Genomic DNA, 19,348 nt, shown 5'->3' with positions numbered 1-19,348 from the left:
GACCCCGCTCAGCGGCATACGACATCGCGTCACACGACGTACGTGGCACCCGGCTTGGCGACCTCCACCTCACCCGGCCACACTGCGGCGGCCTGCGCGCAGCAGACGTCGGGGTCGTTCCACGAGGGGATGTGCGTGAGCATGAGGCGCTGCACTCCTCCGGCGCGGACGGCCGCCTCGGCCGCGCGGCTCCCGGACAGGTGGATGCCACGGGTGTGGTCGCGGCCGTCGACGAAGGCGGCGTCGGCGAGGACGAGGTCCGCGCCGGTCATCAGCGGCGTCAGCGCGTCACACAGATCGGTGTCGCCGGTGTAGGCGAGCGTGCGGCCGCCTGCCTCGACCCGGAAGCCGTAGGACTCGATCGTGTGCTTCACGCCGACCGGCGTGATCGTGAACGGGCCCAGGACGATCGGCTCGAGACCGCGGATCGTGCGGAACTCGAAGACGCCCGGAACGTCCTCGATCGCCTCGTTGCCGTAGGCGTGGGCCAGGTGCTCCCCGAGTCCCTCGGGGCCGTAGGTCGGCACCTCCTTCCGCCCAGACCCGCCCGGCACGTACTTGACCATGACGTAGAGGCCGCACAGGTCGATGAAGTGGTCGACGTGCAGGTGGCTGATCAGCACGGCGTCGACGGTGAGCGGGTCGAGGTGGCGCTGGAGGTTTCCGAGCGCGCCGTTGCCCAGATCGAGCACGATGCTCCACGTGCGGCCCTCGGACTCCGCCCGCAGGAGGTAGCACGAGGCGGGCGAGTCGGGGCCGGCGAAGGACCCGGAGCAGCCGACGATGGTGACTTCCACGGACTGAGCCTAGGTGCCAGAGCCGACGCTCACGCGCGACTTGCGCGTTCTGTACGTCACAGGTTTGTCAGTCCCCATCCATGAGCGCCTGGGTCAGGGTTTCCTGGAGCCAGGTGAGGAAGTCGTACCAGGCCATCGCGTAGCCGAGTGGGTCGTCGTCATCGATGACCTCCATGTCCGCGTGGAGCCGCTCGGCGTCCTCCTCCGTGCGCATGCCCATCCGCTCCCCGAGGAGGAGGCGGACGTCGGTCAACGCCATGAGAAAGGCCGGGGCCTGCGCTTCGTCGAGCGCCACCTGGTCGTCCGATGCGGCCGCGAGCCGCTCCATCGCTATGTCGAGGTTGGCACTCTTGCGCTGGCGCAGCCCCTCCTCGGTGAGGCGTCGGAACTCTGCTGCGACCGCGTCGTCGCCGCGGTGCGCATCGGGTAGCAACCGGTCGAGCGCCGGATCGCGCTCCTCGGCCTGGTCCTCACTGGCGACGGAGACGCCCATCGAGGCGACGAGATCCGCGAAGGCATCCCCCGTCGACTCGACCTCGGGGGACAGGACGACCCGGGTCTGCTGCATGAGGCCATGGACCATGAACCGCTCGGTCTCGTCGAGGAGGGCGACGTAGCGTCCGTCCTCCGGCAGGAAGGCGCGGGCCATCACTCGTCCTTCTCGAAGGTCGCCCACAGGCCATAGCCCTGGAGCGACTCGGCGTCCCGCTCCATGGACTCGCGTGGCCCGTTGGACACCACCGCCCGACCCTTGGTGTGGACGTCCATCATCAGCTTCTCCGCCTTCGGACGGAGATAGCCGAAGTACGTCTCGAAGACCCACGTCACGTAGGTCATGAGGTTGACGGGGTCGTTCCACACGATGGTGACCCAGGGGACGTCGGGCGAGACGACCTCATCGGCCTCGGTGACCTCCTCGGTGACCTCTTGGGTGACCTCTTGGGTGACCTCCTCGGTGACCTCCTGGGTGGCTTCCTCCGTGTCCGGGCTGCGCACCGGTGCCGCTGGCGCGAGGGACATGCTCGTCAGGATCACGCGTCCACCCTATGACCGCCCCGTCACAGTGCGGACCGTAGGCTGCCACCGTGAGCGCCATGAGCACCGCACTGCTGACCGACCACTACGAGCTGACGATGGTGCAGGCGGCACTGGCTTCGGGTGAGGCACAGCGAAGGTGCGTCTTCGAGGCGTTCGCTCGGCGGCTGCCGGACGGCCGCCGCTACGGCGTCGTCGGAGGGACGGGGCGGTTCCTCGAGGCGCTGGAGAGGTTCCGCTTCGGTGACGCCGAGCTGCGGTTCCTCTCGGACACGCACGTCGTCAACCAGGCGACGATCGACTGGCTCGCGGCCTATCGGTTCAGCGGCACGATCACCGGCTATCCCGAGGGCGAGGTCTACTTCCCCTACTCGCCGGTGCTCGTCGTCGACTCGACCTTCGCCGAGGGGGTCGTCCTCGAGACGGTCATCCTGTCGATCCTCAACCACGACACGGCGATCGCCTCGGCTGCCTCCAGGATGACGTGTGCGGCCGGCAACCGGCCGTGCATCGAGATGGGGGCGAGGCGCACCCATGAGGAGGCCGGCGTCGCCGCGGCGCGGGCGGCCTACGTGGCCGGCTTCGAGGCCACGAGCAACCTGGAGGCCGGGCGACGTCACGGCGTGCCGACGGCCGGTACCGCCGCGCACTCCTTCACGCTGCTCTACGACTCCGAGCGCGACGCGTTCACCGCCCAGGTCGAGTCCCTTGGCAAGGGCACCACCCTGCTCGTCGACACGTATGACGTCAGGACCGCGGTCGACCTCGCCATGGAGATCGCGGGCCCGGAGCTCGGTGCGGTGCGGCTGGACTCCGGCGACCTTCTCAGCCAGGCGCAGGAGGTCCGCGCCCAGCTCGACGCGGCGGGCAACAGGGACACGCGCATCATCGTCACGTCCGACCTCGACGAGTACGCGATCGCCGCCCTCGCGGCGGCGCCCGTGAGTGGGTACGGCGTGGGCACCGCCCTCGTCACCGGGTCAGGCGCGCCGACCGCCTCGATGGTCTACAAGCTCGTCCAGCGTGAGAACGCATCGGGCCAGCTGGAGAGCGTCGCCAAGAAGAGCAAGGACAAGACGTCGAGGGGTGGCCGCAAATGGGCCCTGCGTCGGCTGGGTCCCAGGGGGCTGGCCGAGGCGGAGGTCATCGGGATCGGGGAGCGTCCGCGCGACGACGGCAACGACCGCCCGCTCATGGTCGAGCTGGTGCGCGACGGTGCGGTCATCGACCACCAGGACATCCACGAGGCTCGGGAGCGCCACGCCGCGTCACGGGCGGAGCTGCCCCGGGCCGCGACCCAGCTGTCGCGTGGCGAGGCCGTGATTCCGACCACCTTCGAGGAGCACTGAGACATGTCCACATCCGATGGCAGGGCGCGGCGTGCGCTCATCATCGTCGACGTCCAGAACGACTTCTGCGAGGGCGGTTCGCTCGCCGTCGAAGGCGGCGCCGCTGTCGCAGAAGCCATCTCGGCGCATGTGGATGAGCACGCCGCCACGTACGACCACATCGTCGCGACCGCCGACTGGCACGTGGACCCGGGCGACCACTTCGCGGAGGATCCGGACTACGTTGACACGTGGCCGGTCCACTGCGTTGCCGGCAGCGCGGGTTCGGCCTTCCATCCGAACCTCTCTGGCGCCCTGGACTCGGTCCAGGCCGTCTTCCGGAAGGGCGAGTACTCGGCTGCCTACAGCGGCTTCGAGTGCCACGGGATCGGCCCGGACAGCTCGACCCTCGCGGACTGGCTCGTGGAGCGTGGCGTCTCCCACGTCGACGTGGTCGGGATCGCCACGGACCACTGCGTGCGGGCCACCGCGCTCGACGCCCGTCGCGAGGGACTGGACACGACGGTGCTGCTCGGCCTCACGGCGGGTGTCGCACGGAACACCACCGAGGCGGCGCTCGCGCAGCTCGAGGAGGCCGGCGTCCGGCTGGAGGGTGCCCCAGTCGTCCAGGGGTGACCCGCTTCAGCGGTCGCGTTCGACCATGTAGGTGACGAGCTCCCGGATGAAGCGCCGGGCCGGCGAGTCCGGGGCGGCCGCGAAGGCCTCCTCGAACGCGACGCCGGCGGCACGAGCGATGCCGCGGGCGAACTCATCCGCGAAGGCGACGCTCCCGTGGTCGTCCATCAGGGTCATGATGTGCTCCGCGACCTCGCTCGAACGCTGGGACGGGTCGAGGGCGAGGTAGCCGACCACCTGCCTGCGGTCGCTGGGGCTGGCCGCTGCCAGGAGGTGGATGAGCATCAACGTGCGCTTGCCCTCACGAAGGTCGCCGAGCGTCTCCTTGCCGTAGACGGCCTCCGACCCGGTGAGGTTGAGCACGTCGTCGCGGATCTGGAAGGCCGCACCCAGGTAGAACCCGAACCGGAGCATCGGCTCGAGGTCCAGGGCGCCCCTGGACCCGACCAGGGCACCGACCCGCAGCGGCAGGAGCGTCGTGTACCAGCAGGTCTTCTTCATGATGAGGTCGAGGTAGTCGTCCGGGGTGAGATCGGTGCGTCCATCGCGCCGCCAACCGAGCTCGCGGGCCTGGCCGTCGACGGTCTGGCGTGCCATGAAGTCGAACTCGGACCAGACTCTGGCGGCGAGTCGCCGCCCGAGCGCGCGCTCGTTGTCCCTCAGGGCACCGAGCGCCACCACTGCGAGGCCGTCGCCTGCGTTGATCGCGAGCGCGGGTCCGTACTTCCGGTGGAGGGTGGGCTCGCCGCGCCGGAGGTCACTGTCGTCCTCGACGTCGTCGTGGACGAGGAACGCGGTGTGGAGCAGCTCGATGGCGGCGGCCGAGGGCAAGGCTTTCTCGACGTCGCCGCCGAAGGCGCTGCACGTGGCGAGGCACAGGGCGGGGCGCAGCCCCTTCCCACCTCGATCGAGGTACTCCGTGGCCGGGACCTCCAGGTACGGCGACAGGTCGCCCGACAGGTACGCGGCAGCAGCGCGCCGGGCGAGGCCGGCGTAGGAGGCGAGCTCGTCGACGAACTCCGTGTCGATCGCGCTCATCTGGACCTCGGGCGGGTGGCGACCTCGAGACGGACGGCAACCGGCTCTGACGGCGCGAGCGACCCGATCACCAAGCCGTGGTAGACGCCGACGGCCTGTCCGACCGGCACGGCCACCCGGATCCAGACCTGCTGCCGACCATGGGCTTCCACCGCTGGTGTCCTGCTCGGGCTGATCGAGATCGCATCCAGCGGAATGACAGCAGCTCCGGAACACGTCAGGGGCGTCACCTCGAGATGGATCCCGCTCACTGGGGATGACGTGGGGTTGTGGATCCACAACGGGCCCTCGGAGCTCGATCCGGCCCGCGTGGTCGGCAGCACGAGGGTTTCCACCGAGTTGGGCGCCGGCCGCTCCCGGAGGCCGTCGAGGATGGCTGCCCTCAGGCCGTCCGGCTCACCGGGCCAGGGAAGCTCCCCGCCCGTGAGCACCCCGTCGACCAGCTGGACATAGCGACTCACCACGGCGGCAGCGGAGAGGAACGCGAAGCGCTGGACGTCGTCGACCAGGGTCCGGAAGTCGTGACGCGGCTCCTGCTCACCACTCATCGCGCCGCCTCGCCGCGGGCCCCGCCACTGGCCTCCCCGGACGCGATGGAGCGGGCAGCCAGGATTCCCGAGCGCGTCGCGGCCTCCAGGCTGCCCGCATCGAACCCGCAGGCGGTCCAGTCGCCGACGACGGCGAGATTGCCGAAACCGGTCCTCCCGGCTGCGAGCCGATGTCGACCCGAGCCGGGCAGAGACTGGACATAGCGGTCCGACGGGTCGACATTGGCGCGGAGGTACTGCGCGGCCAGTCGATCCGGACCGCTGCGGCCCTCGTCGTCCCGGAGCAGCTGCCACCGGAAGCCTCGAGAGTCGGTCGCACCGGGCCACAGCGCTCCCACCTCGTCGTCGAGGAAGTGCCGGAGCCGCTCGCGGACGAGGCTGTCCGCACCGTCCTGGTCCGCACCGTCCCGGTCGTCCGGAATCGGACCACACAAGTACGCGATGCTGCGTGGCGCACCGTTGGCCGGCCACCGCTCCTTGGGCAGCAGGTGCGACATGGCCGCCCACGTGGCGAAGGACTGCCCGAAGCCCGTGAGTGTCACCCCGTCCGGCCCGGACCAGCCGAGGTCCTCGGGTGACGCGTCCATCCACAGCTGTGCTGCCTGGGTTGCCACGGTGCCGATGTTGGCAACCATCCGTCGCCACGCCGGATCCGCGACCACCAGCTCCGAGGCGACGTACGGAACCATGCCGACCGACACGGCCAGGACGGCCGTGTCGAAGTCCGCACCCGCGACCAGCCTCTCTGGGCCCGCCCCCTCGGTGGGTCCCCAGTGCGACTCGCTGCGATCACCGGGATCCCCGCCGAGCTGGTCGACGAGCGGTTTGTCGGGCCAGCACGGCAGCCCCGCGACCCGGATGAGCGGCTCATATCGGTTCCTCGGCGGAACCAGGTCTGCCTGCCGGGTCAGCTCCACCGACCCGATCGAGCGGTCGCCGGCGAGGACGAGGCGGTCGAGGCGGTGGAAGAACCGGAACTCGACCCCGCGCCGAGCGAGGGCCTGGTACATCGGGGCGAAGACGACCTCCCCCATCCCGGCTCGCATGCGCCAGAAGACCGACCCCTTGTAGTCGAAGAGCATCCGGCCGGCGAGCTGAAGGCCGAGCCCCGCCGAGAACCGCGGGCGGTGATGATGCCCGCCCTCGAAGGCGAACGTGAGCTCATGCATGCCGCGGACGATCGGCGAGTCCAGCGTTTCGGGAGCCGCACCATGGGTGGCGATCCACTCACGGAAGTCGAGATGGTCGATGCCACCGAAGTCGTGACTGGACAGCAGTCCATCCGCCACCATCCCCTGCAGACACGCGACGACGAGGTCGACCAGCAGCCACGTCCGTCGCAGCGCGGGCTCGGCGAGTACCCGGGGGCGCACCTCATCGCGCCACGTCTCCACCACCACGCCAAGCGCATTCAGGGCAGGAGCGTCGAGAACCATCGGTCCTGCTGCCCGTGCGGCGCGCTCGAGAACCTCGGCGAGTACCGCGAGGGCGGTCAGGGCACCGGCGCGAAACGCCGTCTCCACCGTGGTCGTACCCGTCCTCGGGACCGGGGAGACGCTGAGGTAGGGGCGCGTGGGCCCCGTGCATGGCGGATCGAGTCCCGCATGGAAGTCCATGAGCAGCCCCACGACACGAGAGGCCACGTCGAGCGGGCCGAGCGAGCGGTCCTCGGCACCGGGCTCGCCGGGGAGCATGGTGTTGCCCGAGAACCGGGTCACGAAATGGGTCCACTCGGCACCGTCCCAGTCGGCAAGTCCCACGTCGCCAGCGGGTTCGAGCGCGTCGCGCCAGGTGCGGATCGGGCAGCCAGGATCCGTCGTGCCTCGGTCGAGCTCGCCGTACACCTCACGGAGGACGCGGAAGGTGGCGTCGTAGCAGCCGAGCAGGACGTGCAGGCCATGTTCCTGGATGCGCCCGTGGGGTCCTCGGCTGCTCGCCCCCTTCCCACCGAGGCGCCAACCTCGTTGGTACACCGTGATCGAGTCCAGCCGATCCCGCCAGCCGGCAGAGCTGAGCTCCCACGCCGTGACGAGACCCGCCATGCCACCACCGAGGATGACGATCCGTGCCTTGTCAGTTTTCGAGGATCTCATCGGCAGCGAAGGTGTCGGCGGTGACGAGGGCAGGCACGGCTGCTCGAGCAAGGGTGAGCGTGTGTCGCCAGTCGGAGGGCCGGCGTTCGTGGGGAAGGCCGGCGACGTCCAACGATGCCCTGAGCCGTTCCACCCGAGCGTCCTGTTCGGTTGCCGTCCGCACCGCCTGGGCAAGGTCGGCTGCTGCGTCGTCAGCGTCGTCAGCGTCGTCGCTGCGTGCCAGCGTGTACCTCGCCCGCTGGCGAAGAAGCTCCGGAAGGTGAATGCCCTCGCCGGTCTTGTGCACCGCGTCCACCGCTTGCGCCACGAATTCGAGAGCTCGGTCCAGCTCGCCGGCGTCGGCGTAGAGCCGCCCGAGGTAGCCCAGATGAGCGGCCGAGAAGGACTCCTGACCGATGAGCCGGAGAGCGCCGACCGCGCCCTCGACGTGGTCCCTGTGGGTCTGGCTACCGGGAGTACCGGCGAGGCTGTAGGCGGAACCGATGACGGTCCAGAAGGCGTAGCCATGCTCCCGGCCGATGGCGACGACCTCGACACCGGAGCGCCAGGCAGCCTCGTCGTCACCGACGAACCGACGGATCCAGGCGACGAAGGTCTGGATGAACGCGGCGCTGAAGGGACCGCGAGGGAACCCGACGCTCTGGGCGCGTTCGACCGCCTCGCGCTCCCAGCGGCGTGCCCCTTCGGGTTCGCCCCGCAAGGTGCAGATGCTTGCCATCGCGATCTGCGAGACGGCCAGCGGGTCGTGCGGCAGGGGCCAGAACGGGGAGACTGCCTCGGCCTGGGGCCGGGCCAGGAAACCCTCCATGCCACGCTCGAGATGCTTCCACGCGGTGTCGAGGTTGCCCGCGAAGAACTCGAGCCATCCGGCGCACACCTCGACCTCCGGCACGAACCAGGAGAAGGCCGGTTGACGGACCATGGCCTGGAGTCGATCCGTCAGCCCGCGTGCCGTCGCGAGGTTGCCGCTCACCAACCAGTAGGCCCAGATGGCGATGAGTGAGAGGAGCACCTCGGGTTGCGTCCCGAGCCTCGTCGCGAGCACCTCGGCGCGGCGGTGGTCGAACTGCACTTCAGGAGCGGCATATCCCTGTGTCGCAGTGACGCTCAGACCCCGCAGCATCCGCGCCGTCAGCTCTGCGAGATCGCGCTCCTCCGACTCGGGGAACGTGTCGAGCAGCTCCAGGGCGCGGGTGAGCAACCGGGTGGCCTCGCGGTGCGCGCCCCGTCCCTGCTCGGCTTGCGCCGCGCTCACGTACAGTGCGGCCGCGCGCTGGCCCATCCCGGCGAGGTCGAGGTGGGCCGCGATGAGAGCGGGCTCGGCGCCCTGCCCCGACATGACCTCCGCGATGGTGGCGTGCGTCTGCTTGCGCACGTCGAGGACCTGCGTCTCGTAGGCGGCGTCGCGCATGAGGGCGTGCCGGAATCGGTATCGGCCTGCGGCCGAGGACCCGACGGGCTCGATGACCCCCTCATCAACGAGGATCCGTACCTGTTCCGTGACAGTCGCCTCGTCCCCGACCACCGCCGAGACGAGTGCGGCGTCGAACGTCGGCCCCACGGTCGCGGCGACCTGCACGACCCGCAGGTCGACCGTGGGCTGTTTCAGTCGCCAGGTGAACAACTCCTGCAAGCGCAGCGGCATCGGCTCGGTCCGACGGTCGGAGATGCACGAGCGCGTCATCTCCTCGATGAACAGGGGGATTCCCTCGCCCTGCTCGATGATGGACCTGCGCTGGTCGTCGCTGAGCACGGTGCCGGTCGAGAGGTTGTCGACGAGGCGGCTCGCCTCCTTCGCGTCCAGCCGACCGAGCTCCAGCCGGACGGCAGCCTCCTGCCAGGGGATCGCCGTGCTGTCCCGCGTGGTGGCCACCGTGAGGATCGAGTCTGGTGGTGCGGCAGCGAGGCGTTCCAGCAGGGCAATCGTCGACGGGTCGGCCCAGTGGAGGTCCTCCACGACGAGCAGGTGCGGCCGGCGCCGGGCACCGAGGGCCGAGAGCCACTCCACGATCCGGCCGAGGGTCTCGTCGAGAAAGGCGCTCGGGTCGAGCTCCGGAGCTGGGTAGTCCCCGTCCTGGGTGCTGCCGATGAGGGGCCCAAGGAAGGCCACGTACCGGGCCGGGTCCAGCTCCAGCGAGTCGAGGTGCGCGACCAGCTGCTGGAATCCGACAGCATCGTCGCCGGACGCACCCAGGACACGTTCGAGCATCCTGGCAATGGGCCACAGCGAGACGTTGGCGTAGAACGGGAGGCAGCCGGCCCCCAGAACCGCGCCTCCGCTCGCCTCGACCCGGTCGAGAAGCTCGGCGACGAGCCTCGACTTGCCGATGCCGGGCTCTCCGACGACGAGGAAGGTCGCCCCCGTCGCCGGCGACCATGACTCACCGATCGCCTGCCAGGCAGCGAGCAGGCGGTCCCTTGGCTCGTCCCGCCCGACGAGCCCGGCCTTGCGGTACCGCTCCACCTCGAAGCGCGCCGCGGCATACCGGGGCCGTTCGACGGCGAACACCTCGACTCGGCGGCTGACTCCCTTGAACTCATGCTCGCCCATCGAGTGCATGAAGAAGTCGGCGTCGACGAGCTGCTCCGTGACGTCGCTGATCACGACCATGCCCGGCTCGGCGGCCTGCTGGATCCGAGCGGCGAGATTCGGCGTGATGCCCACGATGGAGTCGCGCTCGGCAGCCGACACGTCAACCCCCAGATGCGAGACGACGACTCGCCCGGTGTGGACCCCGACCCTGATGTCGGCCGTCAGGCCGAGGCGCCGTTCCAGGTCGGCCTGGGCGTCGCGCATCGCCACCGCCAGGTCAAGACCCGCGAGGACCGCTCGCCGGGCGTCGTCCTCGTGCGGCTCGGGATAACCGAAGCCGGCGAGGATGCCGTCGCCGGGGAACTGCAGGAGGGAACCGTTGTAGCGCTTCACGGCCTCTCTCGCCGCTGCCCGGTAGAACGTGAAGAGGTCCCGCAGCTGCTCCGGCTCGACCTGCTCGGACAGCAGCGTGGACCCCACCAGGTCGGAGAACAGCAGCGTCATCAGCGCCCGCTCCCCCGTCGGCCCGTGTTGGCGGGCCGCCAGCCGCTGCAGGATCCGGGCAGCGCGCCGGTCGTCCGGATCGACGGCCCGCACCTCTTCCGCCGTGGCGCGCGCCTGCTCGAGATCGCCGGCGGCCAGAGATGCCTCTGCCGCGGTGAGAAGTCGCTCGAGGAGTCGCGTGAGTCTCGACTCGGCGGACGTGCTCGTTTCGCTCACCGGTCACGCACCGACAGCCCCGGAGACATAGAGCTGCGCGGGGATTCCCTGTGGCCCGCCGGTGATCGCCAGCTGGCCGATGTAGAGACCGGCTGAAGCGGACGCCTCGGCGGACCTGAGGCGTACTCCGTACTCGTTGCCGCCCAACGACTCGACATTCAGCACGAGGCTACTCGCTGGGATCCTCGCTCCTCCCGCCTCGATCGACACGAAGTCGGACGCCGTCGGGCGAGCCCCTGCCGCAAGACCGGGAACGCGAACGAGCGTGCTGTCCAGCCCCTCCCGGGCCACGGGTGCGGCTGCTCCCAGGCCCCCAGCCGCACCGGTCGCTGCCGATGCACCTGCGGCGCCGGTGGCGGCTGCTCGCCGGGCGCGGTTCTCGCCGGATCCATCGTCGGGGCGGTTCCCAGCCGGCCCGGAGGTCGACCGGAGGCCCTCGCGCCCGAAGGCATCAAGCGCCTGGAAGCCGTGAAGCCATGCCCGCGACCAGTCCTGGGCCAGCTGTGACCAGTAGAGCCGTCCGTCCTCGAGCAGGTCAGAGGTCGTGTACTCACGAGAGCTCACCCGGGAGGTCACGTCCTCGATGAACTCGACGTAGGCTTCGGCGGATTCGGAGAAGTCGTCAATGCACTGCCTGAGGCTCTCGGTCAACATCGGGAGGCCCGGCAGAGTCGCGGGTCCGCCCTCCTTGGGGTCGCCCTTGTCCCCTCCCTGGACAGCGGCGCGCACCCAGTCGGTCCAGAACGGGCAGACCCACTCGGCGACCTGGTCCCAGAGGAAGTTCGTGAAGCTGACGATCTTGAGGACTCTCACACTGCAGAGGTCGTCGTCCAGCTTGTTGGCCAGGATGAAGCCTCGGTCCACGTCGAGCTGGTTGTCCAGGCTGAGCGAGAGGTCGTAGGTCATCCCCGCAGCGCGATCCCCGTCCTGCCAGTAGTTGCAGTGCAGCAGCGTCGTGATCTGCCGGAGCGGCAGCTGCACCACTTCACGGAACAGGCCATGCCAGTGCGGGTCACCCGGGCGGCCCAAGGGGATCGGCTCGGAGGTCTCGACGAGACTCATCTCCTTGAAGAAGAGCGGGCCCCAGTCGTCCCATTGGCGAGGGTCGAGCCACCTGGCCAGATCCCCGAAGTCGGCATCGGTCTCGAACTCGGAGTAGATCCACGTCGCCGACAGGCCGCCGATCCGCACCTCCTTGGTTTCACAGACACTCTCGCTGATGAAGGCGGCCTCCCGGCCGAGGAGCCCGGCCGATCGCAGGGCAGGGGCGACGCCCTCTCCCGCATCTGCGAGTTGCTTCACCCTCTCCAGCAGGGCGCGGGCCTCCAGCGACCGGCGGTCCGGCGCGACGGAGTCGGCCAGCCTGAGGTACGCGTCGTCGTTGTCACCGCGCTCGGGATAGTCCGCCTTCGCCAGCTCGTAGAGCACCGCAAGCCGAGCGGAGTGCGGTATCTCATCGGTGCTGGCCATGGCGACGACCACCAGGGCCTCGGGCAGGGAGACGGGCCGATACCCGGGCATCCTCTCGACGTCAACGGAGCGGGCGTGGATGTGCAGACTGAGCAGCGCGTGATAAGGCGTCACGGCGCTCTCATCCGCAGCCCGTTCCCGGGAACGATCTGCCATGGCGGTCCCCTTGCCATCATCTCAGGGCCGCCCAGTAGGGCCCCTGATCCTCAACAGCCCAGTGTAAGGAAGGTCATATCTGTTGTCCGGGGAACGCGGCAGCCCCGTGCCACCCAAGAGTCAGCGCAGCACGGCGGCGAGCGCCCGGGCGGCTCGCTCGAGCCGTGGCCCTGCCACTGCGGGGTCGATCGGCTCGAGCGCGACCACACCGACGGAGGCCTCGACGACCCGGTCCGGCTGACCCGCCTCGGTCGCTGGCAGGACGGGAACGGCGAGCCCGTGGGCCCCCGCCTGGATCTCACCGACGCTGACGACGAGGTCCGCGGATCCGGCCCGGGCGCCGAGGATGGCTCGGCCGCCGGCGCCCCTGTCGAGGGGGTGCCGGGCGCCGGATCGGTAGGCCACGTGGAAGTCGGTCCATGTCGGTTCGACGACGACGAGGGCCAGCCCTTCGTCACCCTCGGACACGGTCAGATGGGCGGTCGCCCCCACTGCGTCGGCCAGCTCCTGAAGGATGGGGCGGGTCTCGGTCCGGACGAGGGGGGTGACCGCGGCGGCGAGGCGGCTGACGCCGAGGCCGAGGCGCACGCGCCCATCGGGCCGCCTGGTGACGAGATGGTGGGCCTCGAGGGCCGTGACGAGCCGATAGACGACGGGGCGGCCGACCTCGAGCTGCGCGGCCAGCTCGGTGATCGTCAGGCCGCTGGCACGGTTCGGACGGGCCAGCAGCTCGAGCAGCTGGATCCCGCGGTCCAGCGTCTTGGAGCTCTCCCGAGCGCGCCGTGGGGAGGCACGAAGGGCGGCACCAGATCCGTTGAGGGGTTCGGCCATCACCCCTCCGTGTGGACTCCGTCGCTGCCCTGTTGACCGGCAGCCTGCTGACCGGCCCCGGGTTGACCGGCCCCGGGCTGACCCGCCCCCTGACCGCCTGCCTGCCTCCCGACGCCCCGGGACCAGGAGAGCGCATACGCGCCATCGTCCGCTGCGAGGCCGGCCTCACCGAGCTCGAGCGGCCGGAAGGTGTCCACCATGACGGCCAGCTCGTCGAAGTAGTCCACGCCGATCGACCCCTCGGTCGCGCCCGGCTGGGGTCCGTGCGCGTGCCCGCCCGGGTGGACCGAGATCGAGCCTCGACTGATGCCGGAGCCCTTCCGGGCCTCGTAGTCGCCGTCGACGTAGAACATGATCTCGTCGCTGTCGACGTTGGAGTGGTAGTACGGCACCGGGATCGAGAGCGGGTGGTAGTCGACCTTGCGCGGCACGAAGTTGCAGACGACGAAGCCCATGCCCTCGAAGACCTGGTGCACGGGCGGCGGCTGGTGCACGCGGCCGGTGATGGGTTCGAAGTCGCGGACGTTGAAGACATAGGGGTAGAGGCATCCGTCCCAGCCGACGACGTCGAGCGGGTGGAAGGGCAACGCATGTATCGACCCCACGACACTGTTGCCGGGACCGGCCCCTCGCCCGCGGTGCTTGAGGTAGACCTCGGTCTCCTCGTCCGCGCTCGCGCCGACGTCCTCTGCCAGCAGGGGTCCGGCGGGCCCGCGCAGGTCTCGCTCGCAGTACGGGGCGTGCTCGAGAAGCTGCCCATACCGGCTGAGGTAGCGCTTGGGCGGGGAGATGTGGCTGTTGGCCTCGATGCAGTAGGCCCGGAGCGGGTTGGCGTCATCCTCGACCGGGAGCCACCGGTGCGTGGTCGCGCGCGGGATGATGACGTAGTCGCCCTCGGCGACATCGAAGGCGCCGAACACGGTCTCGACGTGCGCAGCACCCCGCTCGACGTAGACGCACTCGTCGCCCATGGCGTTGCGGTACCACGGGCTGGGCCGGGCGGCGACGGCGTAGGAGATCCGCACGTCACCGTTGCCGAGGACGAGCCGTCGGCCGGTGACGACGTCGGTCTCCGGCACGGCCGCGTCGTCGAACAGGTCGTGCAGCTTGAGGTGCCGCGGCGTCAAGGGATGGTTCGGTGTCGTCGACTGGTCCCGCACGTCCCAGACCCGCGACGCCGAGACGGTGGACGGGATGTTGCGGTGGTAGAGCAGAGACGAGTCGGAGGAGAAGCCCTCCTCGCCCATGAGCTCCTCGTAGTAGAGCTCTCCTCCCTCACGGCGGTGCTGCGTGTGCCGCTTCGGCGGGATGTTCCCGGTTGCCCGGTAGTAGGCCATGTCTACTCCTCGGTCCAAGGCTCGCGTCCGTTTTCCGGACGTTGGTGTCTCCCTAAAGACACACTGGAGTACCCTCCGGGACATGTCAAGGTCGACCGGCTTTCCCCACCACGCCCGGATCTTCGAGCACCTCGTCGACGACGCGGCCGTCTTCCCGCCGGGGCTGGCGCCCACGGACGTGGCCGTCCGCGAGCACGTGGATCTCCACCATGGGCCGTATGCCGCTCAGCTCGGTCCGCTGCTCGTGCCGGCCACCGCGGCGGCTGAGGTCGCCATCCTTGCCGCTCGTGACCCTCGGGCGTCGGGCTCTCCGCTGCAGGTCGGTCTCGTCGTGCGCCCCGGCGGGTCGCTCGAGCCACTGACCGATGCGGTCCACCTGCTGAGGGACGAGCCCGCCGTACACGTGGCGAGTGTCGAGGTCGGCTGGTCGCCTGCCTGGCGGCAGGTGCTCGGGCTGGGGCTGCCCGTCGTGGTCGAGGTCGCAAGCGGGGCGGCCCAGGCGCACGCGCTGGACGAGATCGCCGGCACAGGGACCCAGGAGGCCGGCGTCCGAGCCAAGTTCCGCACCGGCCAGACGCCGACCTGGCCGTGGCCGGACGAGGCGGCGCTGGCTGGCTTCGTCCGCGCGACGGTCGCGCGGCGTGTGGCCTTCAAGCTCACCGGCGGCCTGCACCACGTCGTGCGAGGCGACGATCGCGGGGAGCCCATGCACGGCCTGCTCAACGTCCTGGTCGCCACCCACGATGCGCTCGAGGGGGCGGGGACTGCTCATCTGGCGCGCACTCTCGGGGTCACCGACGTCGAGCACCTCGTCGAGCGGCTGACCGCCCTCGAGGCCGAGGACATCGAGCGGCTTCGGTCGTCCTTCACCGGCTTCGGCTGTTGCGGCGTCCTCGATCCCCTGACCGAGCTCGAGGCCCTGGGCCTCCTTCCCGAAAGGACCAGTGCGTGACCACCTGGCTTGACGTCCCGGCCGACCACCCCTTCGGCATCGACAACCTGCCCTACGGGGTGTTCTCCACGAGCAGCGACGCCACGAGGCGCGTTGGCGTCAGGATCGGCGACGTCGTCCTCGACGCGGGCGCCGTGGCAGCGATCGGTCGCGATGCCGGTCGGGTGGGGGCCGGTCCTGATCTGGCGACCGCCTGGCAGGCGCCGAGCCTCAACGCGTTCCTCGCGTTGGGCCGCCCGGCGTGGACCATCGCACGCGCGTGGTTGACCGAGATCCTCGCCGACGACGTCCACCGCTCCCGGGTGGAGCCCCACCTGCACCGCCTCGACACCGTCACGATGCACCTGCCGATCGAGGTGGCGGACTACGTCGACTTCTACGCCAGCGAGGACCATGCGTCCAACGTCGGCAAGATCTTCCGGCCGGACAATGCCGCGCTGCCGCCGAACTGGAAGCACCTGCCCATCGGCTACCACGGCCGGTCGGGCACGGTCGTCGTCTCGGGGACCGACGTCGTGCGCCCCAGCGGTCAGCGCAAGGCACCGAGCGATCCCGCCCCGCTCTTCGGCCCGAGCATCCGCCTCGACATCGAGGCCGAGCTGGGCTACGTCGTCGGCGGAGCCACCGAGGTCGGGACGCCGGTCTCCGTCGACGAGGCGGCCGACCACCTCTTCGGCGTCGTCATCCTCAACGACTGGAGTGCTCGAGACATCCAGGCGTGGGAGTACGTCCCGCTGGGCCCCTTCCTCGGCAAGTCCTTCGCGACGTCGATCTCGGCGTGGGTGACGCCTCTCGACGCGTTGGCGCAGGCCCGGCTGGCCCTTCCGGGGCAGGAGGAGCCGGCCGTCCTGCCCTATCTCGAGGGGCCTGCGTTCGGGCTCGACATCCACCTCGAGGTCGCCCTCAACGACACCGTCGTCTCCCGACCTGAGTACGCGGGCATGTACTGGTCACCCGTCCAGATGCTCGCGCACCTCACCGTCAACGGCGCATCGCTGCGCAACGGTGACCTCTTCGGGTCCGGCACCGTAAGCGGCCCGGAGAAGGGCACGCGCGGCAGCCTGCTCGAGCTCACCTGGAACGGCACGGAGCCGCTCACCCTCGGGGACGGCTCGACCCGCGGCTTCCTCGAGGACGGCGACACCGTGACGATCAGCGCCTGGGCCCCCGGACCGGACGGCACCCGGATCGGGCTGGGCGAGGTCTCGGGGACGATTCGCCCCAGCCCCTGACGACCGGTGGGTCAGTGCAGGACGACCGGGGCCACGCTCTGGTCCGGCCCGTCGCCCTCCACGTCATCGAGCAGGTGTGACACCTCCCGCCGGCGTGGCAGGAACAGCGCAGGAATGAGCGTCAGGCTGACGAGGACCGCACCCACGAGGAAGGTCTGGGCGAAGGCCTCAGCGGCCTGCTCGAGCCCCTCTGCCACGCCGGCCGGACCACCGATCTGCCCGGCGATGGACGGGTCGCGCCACGTGGCGATGGCCGGTGCCGCGAGCGGCTTGGCGGCGAGCAGGTTCGTGAAGACCACCGAGATGACGGCGATGCCGATGGAGCTGGCGACCTGCTGGGTGATGTTGAGCAGCGTCGAGCCGCGGGCGACCTGGTGCGACCTCAAGGTCCGGAGCGCCGACGTCATGAGCGGCATCATCGTCGCACCCATGCCGAGACCCATGATGAACAGGACCGGGATCAGGTAGCCCCAGTACGGCGTGTCAGCGGTGACCTGGGTGAGTGCGAACATGCCGCCCGCGATGAGCAGCAGGCCGACGGGGACGATGCGGCCCACGGGGAACCGGTCCGCGAGCGCGCCGGCGATGGGCATCGTGACCATGGCACCGACGCCTTGTGCCGCGACCAGCCAGCCGGAGTCGACCGGGGACTCGCCCCGGACGAGCTGGAAGTACGTCGGCACGAGGAAGAGCGCGCCGAAGAAGGAGGCCGCGAAGAGGAACATCGTGATCGTCGCGACCGTGAAGTTCCGGTTGACGAAGAGGCGCAGGTCCAGCAGCGGGTGCTTCGGCCGGAAGCTGTAGAGGACGAAGGCGAGCATCATGAGCACGCCGATGGTCGCGGGCACGCCGACCTTGAGCGAGAAGAAGGTGCCCTCCCCCGGGATGGAGCTGATCCCGTAGAGGAAGAGCGCGAGACCGGGTGACATGAGGAGCATGCCGATGACGTCGAACGACTCAGACGGCTCCGGCCGGTCCTTCGGCAGGGCGAGCCAGGCGTAGGCGATCGCGGCGATGCCGAGGGGCAGGTTGATCAGGAAGATCCAGTGCCACGAGTAGTGGTCGATGAGCCAACCGCCGAGGATCGGGCCGAAGATCGGGCCGAGGAGCATGGGGACGCCGAGGATCGCCATGAGCCGGCCCATGCGCGCGGGGCCGGCAGCCCTCGTCAGGATGGTCATGCCAACGGGCATGAGGAGTCCGCCACCGAGCCCTTGCAGGACCCGGAAGAAGATGAGCATGCCGATCGAGTCGGCCGTAGCGCAGAGGACCGAGCCCGCCGTGAAGAGCGCGAGAGCGAGCATGTAGACCCGCTTCGTGCCGAAGCGGTCCGCGGCCCAGCCGGTCAGCGGGATGACGGTCGCGAGCGCGAGCGTGTACGCCGTGATCGTCCACGCGACGGTCGAGTACGGAAGCGGGTTGGCCGGGTCGGTCGAGAACACCTCGACGAACGTCGGCAGGGCGACGTTGACGACGGTGATGTCGAGGATCGACATGATCGAGCCGAGGACGACGACGCCCGCCATCTTGAGGACGGCGGCGTCGATCTTGTCCGGGTACTGCTCCGTTCCCCCGGGTTGGCTGGTCGTCGAGGCGGGTGCGGACACGTGTCCCCCTGGTCGTGGAGATGCTTGGCAGTGGAGAGTTGGCCGAGCTGGCCGTCGGCGTCGTTGCCGCAGCAGCGCAGATTCGCGCGCATGCCATTGTGCTACGACACCGCTCCCCATCCCAAAGGCTTATTGGGAGACGCGGTCAGCCGCGGTCAGCCGCGGGTCACATCGGGCGGCGCGGCTGCTTCCCCTGCGTGACCAGGGTGTTGGCCACCTTGTCGTGCAGGGCCTGGCGGCGCCCGTCCCACAGCGGCCACAGGAGATCGACGAGGTTGAGCAACCCGATGAAGGTGCCGACCAGAGGGATGACGCGACGCTTGATCGCCGTGGGCAGGTCGATCGGACCGGGTCGGTCGGCGTGGCGCACGCTGATCCGAAGCGCCATCTTGCCCGGCGTCTGGGCCAGGGTGACCCAGAAGGCGATGGCATAGACCGACGCGACCAGCCACGACAGCAGGCCCATCTTGATCGACACGCCCGCGATGGACGACGCGAAGTCGTTTATCGCGGCTTGGTCACCAGCCTCGATGCCGGTGCTGAACTCATCGACCACGTCGGCGAACTCGGGCACGAAGATGGGCGTCAGGAATGCGAGGATGACGCTGAGGATGATGCCGTCGAGCAGGTAGGCAACCACCCGCTTGCCCCACGATGCAAGGGGGACACCGTCTGCGGTGACCGGACCTTGCGCCCACTGCTGCGCCTGTGGGGCGCCTGGGTACTGACCCGCCCCCGGGTAGCCGGGGTGCTGCTGGTACTGCTGGCTCTGGTGTTCCGGGTGCTGTTGGTACGGCTGGCTCTCGCGGCCCTGCTGCCCGCCGCTGGGGACCTGCCATGCGCCCCCTTGGGGCAGCGGAGCCGTCGGAGGCTGCTGCTGCGGCTGGCTGATGGTGGACTGCGATGCCGTCGGCGACTTCCTGGGTGCGGTGTGGCTCGTCCAGGTCACCCCATCCCAGTAGCGGAGCAGGTCGGGATTGCTGGGGTCGTCGTACCACCCTGAGGGCTGCTGGCTCATGCTCCAACTCTGCCATG

General features: G+C 69.8%; 16 protein-coding genes. 4 read left to right on the top strand and 12 right to left on the bottom strand.

Features of this window, described 5'->3' with window-relative positions:
• Window positions 1-29: 29 nt before the first annotated feature.
• The 3 genes from VJN29_RS00990 to clpS all read right to left on the bottom strand — a co-directional run bounded on the left by VJN29_RS00990 (window position 30) and on the right by clpS (window position 1,829).
• Window positions 30-797, bottom strand: coding sequence for an MBL fold metallo-hydrolase (locus tag VJN29_RS00990; protein ID WP_324141502.1), 768 nt, complete (start codon window positions 795-797; stop codon window positions 30-32).
• Window positions 798-864: 67 nt separating this feature from the next.
• On the bottom strand, window positions 865-1,446 hold the full coding sequence (locus VJN29_RS00985; RefSeq protein WP_324141500.1) for a DUF2017 domain-containing protein: 582 nt from the start codon (window positions 1,444-1,446) through the stop codon (window positions 865-867).
• Window positions 1,446-1,829 carry an ATP-dependent Clp protease adapter ClpS gene (gene clpS / locus VJN29_RS00980; protein ID WP_324141617.1) on the bottom strand — a complete coding sequence of 128 codons (384 nt, stop codon included), beginning with the start codon at window positions 1,827-1,829 and terminating at the stop codon, window positions 1,446-1,448. The genes VJN29_RS00985 and clpS overlap by 1 nt, the downstream gene beginning before the upstream one ends.
• Window positions 1,830-1,891: 62 nt before the next feature.
• Between clpS and VJN29_RS00975 the strand changes: the two genes are divergently transcribed.
• Both VJN29_RS00975 and VJN29_RS00970 read left to right on the top strand, forming a co-directional pair.
• A complete protein-coding gene (locus VJN29_RS00975) occupies window positions 1,892-3,181 on the top strand; it encodes a nicotinate phosphoribosyltransferase (RefSeq protein WP_324141498.1) in 1,290 nt (429 codons plus the stop codon).
• Between the two features lie 3 nt (window positions 3,182-3,184).
• Complete coding sequence (locus tag VJN29_RS00970) at window positions 3,185-3,796, top strand: isochorismatase family protein (RefSeq protein WP_324141496.1); 612 nt, start codon at window positions 3,185-3,187, stop codon at window positions 3,794-3,796.
• A gap of 6 nt (window positions 3,797-3,802) precedes the next feature.
• Here VJN29_RS00970 and VJN29_RS00965 read toward each other — a convergent pair whose 3' ends face one another.
• The 7 genes from VJN29_RS00965 to VJN29_RS00935 all read right to left on the bottom strand — a co-directional run bounded on the left by VJN29_RS00965 (window position 3,803) and on the right by VJN29_RS00935 (window position 14,522).
• On the bottom strand, window positions 3,803-4,834 hold the full coding sequence (locus VJN29_RS00965; RefSeq protein ID WP_324141494.1) for a polyprenyl synthetase family protein: 1,032 nt from the start codon (window positions 4,832-4,834) through the stop codon (window positions 3,803-3,805).
• Window positions 4,831-5,382, bottom strand: a complete 552-nt coding sequence (locus VJN29_RS00960; protein WP_324141492.1) for a hypothetical protein — start codon at window positions 5,380-5,382, stop codon at window positions 4,831-4,833. The genes VJN29_RS00965 and VJN29_RS00960 overlap by 4 nt, the downstream gene beginning before the upstream one ends.
• Window positions 5,379-7,475 carry an FAD-dependent oxidoreductase gene (locus VJN29_RS00955; RefSeq protein WP_324141490.1) on the bottom strand — a complete coding sequence of 699 codons (2,097 nt, stop codon included), beginning with the start codon at window positions 7,473-7,475 and terminating at the stop codon, window positions 5,379-5,381. The genes VJN29_RS00960 and VJN29_RS00955 overlap by 4 nt, the downstream gene beginning before the upstream one ends.
• Complete coding sequence (locus tag VJN29_RS00950; protein ID WP_324141488.1) at window positions 7,456-10,728, bottom strand: ATP-binding protein; 3,273 nt, start codon at window positions 10,726-10,728, stop codon at window positions 7,456-7,458. Before VJN29_RS00950 ends, VJN29_RS00955 begins: the two co-directional genes overlap by 20 nt.
• A gap of 3 nt (window positions 10,729-10,731) precedes the next feature.
• Window positions 10,732-12,354 carry a hypothetical protein gene (locus VJN29_RS00945; RefSeq protein WP_324141486.1) on the bottom strand — a complete coding sequence of 541 codons (1,623 nt, stop codon included), beginning with the start codon at window positions 12,352-12,354 and terminating at the stop codon, window positions 10,732-10,734.
• A 120-nt stretch (window positions 12,355-12,474) separates the two neighbouring features.
• The gene (locus VJN29_RS00940) at window positions 12,475-13,185 is read right to left on the bottom strand and encodes an IclR family transcriptional regulator (RefSeq protein WP_324141484.1); all 711 of its coding nucleotides are present in this window, start codon (window positions 13,183-13,185) and stop codon (window positions 12,475-12,477) included.
• Window positions 13,185-14,522, bottom strand: a complete 1,338-nt coding sequence (locus VJN29_RS00935) for a homogentisate 1,2-dioxygenase (RefSeq protein WP_324141482.1) — start codon at window positions 14,520-14,522, stop codon at window positions 13,185-13,187. Before VJN29_RS00935 ends, VJN29_RS00940 begins: the two co-directional genes overlap by 1 nt.
• Before the next feature lie 82 nt (window positions 14,523-14,604).
• Between VJN29_RS00935 and VJN29_RS00930 the strand changes: the two genes are divergently transcribed.
• Both VJN29_RS00930 and fahA read left to right on the top strand, forming a co-directional pair.
• Window positions 14,605-15,474, top strand: coding sequence for a hypothetical protein (locus VJN29_RS00930; protein ID WP_324141481.1), 870 nt, complete (start codon window positions 14,605-14,607; stop codon window positions 15,472-15,474).
• Window positions 15,471-16,706 carry a fumarylacetoacetase gene (fahA, locus tag VJN29_RS00925; RefSeq protein ID WP_324141480.1) on the top strand — a complete coding sequence of 412 codons (1,236 nt, stop codon included), beginning with the start codon at window positions 15,471-15,473 and terminating at the stop codon, window positions 16,704-16,706. The genes VJN29_RS00930 and fahA overlap by 4 nt, the downstream gene beginning before the upstream one ends.
• Before the next feature lie 11 nt (window positions 16,707-16,717).
• Here fahA and VJN29_RS00920 read toward each other — a convergent pair whose 3' ends face one another.
• Together VJN29_RS00920 and VJN29_RS00915 are read right to left on the bottom strand one after the other, a co-directional pair.
• Window positions 16,718-18,313, bottom strand: coding sequence for a DHA2 family efflux MFS transporter permease subunit (locus tag VJN29_RS00920; protein ID WP_324141479.1), 1,596 nt, complete (start codon window positions 18,311-18,313; stop codon window positions 16,718-16,720).
• A 166-nt stretch (window positions 18,314-18,479) separates the two neighbouring features.
• Window positions 18,480-19,331: an RDD family protein gene (locus tag VJN29_RS00915; protein ID WP_324141478.1), complete on the bottom strand. Its 852-nt coding sequence runs from the start codon at window positions 19,329-19,331 to the stop codon at window positions 18,480-18,482.
• Window positions 19,332-19,348 lie beyond the last annotated feature (17 nt).

Source organism: Intrasporangium sp. (assembly GCF_035280925.1).
Classification (GTDB): domain Bacteria; phylum Actinomycetota; class Actinomycetes; order Actinomycetales; family Dermatophilaceae; genus Intrasporangium.
The sequence above is the reverse complement of the archived record's forward strand: the minus strand, read 5'-3'. Positions and strand labels throughout refer to the sequence as shown.

Bases quoted from the DNA above. Each gene is read 5' to 3' on its own strand.
- VJN29_RS00985 (WP_324141500.1), bottom strand. From the start codon at position 1,446: ATGGCCCGCGCCTTCCTGCCGGAGGACGGACGCTACGTCGCCCTCCTC.
- VJN29_RS00975 (WP_324141498.1), top strand. From the start codon at position 1,892: ATGAGCACCGCACTGCTGACCGACCACTACGAGCTGACGATGGTGCAG.
- VJN29_RS00970 (WP_324141496.1), top strand. From the start codon at position 3,185: ATGTCCACATCCGATGGCAGGGCGCGGCGTGCGCTCATCATCGTCGAC.
- VJN29_RS00965 (WP_324141494.1), bottom strand. From the start codon at position 4,834: ATGAGCGCGATCGACACGGAGTTCGTCGACGAGCTCGCCTCCTACGCC.
- VJN29_RS00960 (WP_324141492.1), bottom strand. From the start codon at position 5,382: ATGAGTGGTGAGCAGGAGCCGCGTCACGACTTCCGGACCCTGGTCGAC.
- VJN29_RS00955 (WP_324141490.1), bottom strand. From the start codon at position 7,475: ATGAGATCCTCGAAAACTGACAAGGCACGGATCGTCATCCTCGGTGGT.
- VJN29_RS00945 (WP_324141486.1), bottom strand. From the start codon at position 12,354: ATGGCAGATCGTTCCCGGGAACGGGCTGCGGATGAGAGCGCCGTGACG.
- VJN29_RS00940 (WP_324141484.1), bottom strand. From the start codon at position 13,185: ATGGCCGAACCCCTCAACGGATCTGGTGCCGCCCTTCGTGCCTCCCCA.
- VJN29_RS00935 (WP_324141482.1), bottom strand. From the start codon at position 14,522: ATGGCCTACTACCGGGCAACCGGGAACATCCCGCCGAAGCGGCACACG.
- VJN29_RS00930 (WP_324141481.1), top strand. From the start codon at position 14,605: ATGTCAAGGTCGACCGGCTTTCCCCACCACGCCCGGATCTTCGAGCAC.
- VJN29_RS00915 (WP_324141478.1), bottom strand. From the start codon at position 19,331: ATGAGCCAGCAGCCCTCAGGGTGGTACGACGACCCCAGCAATCCCGAC.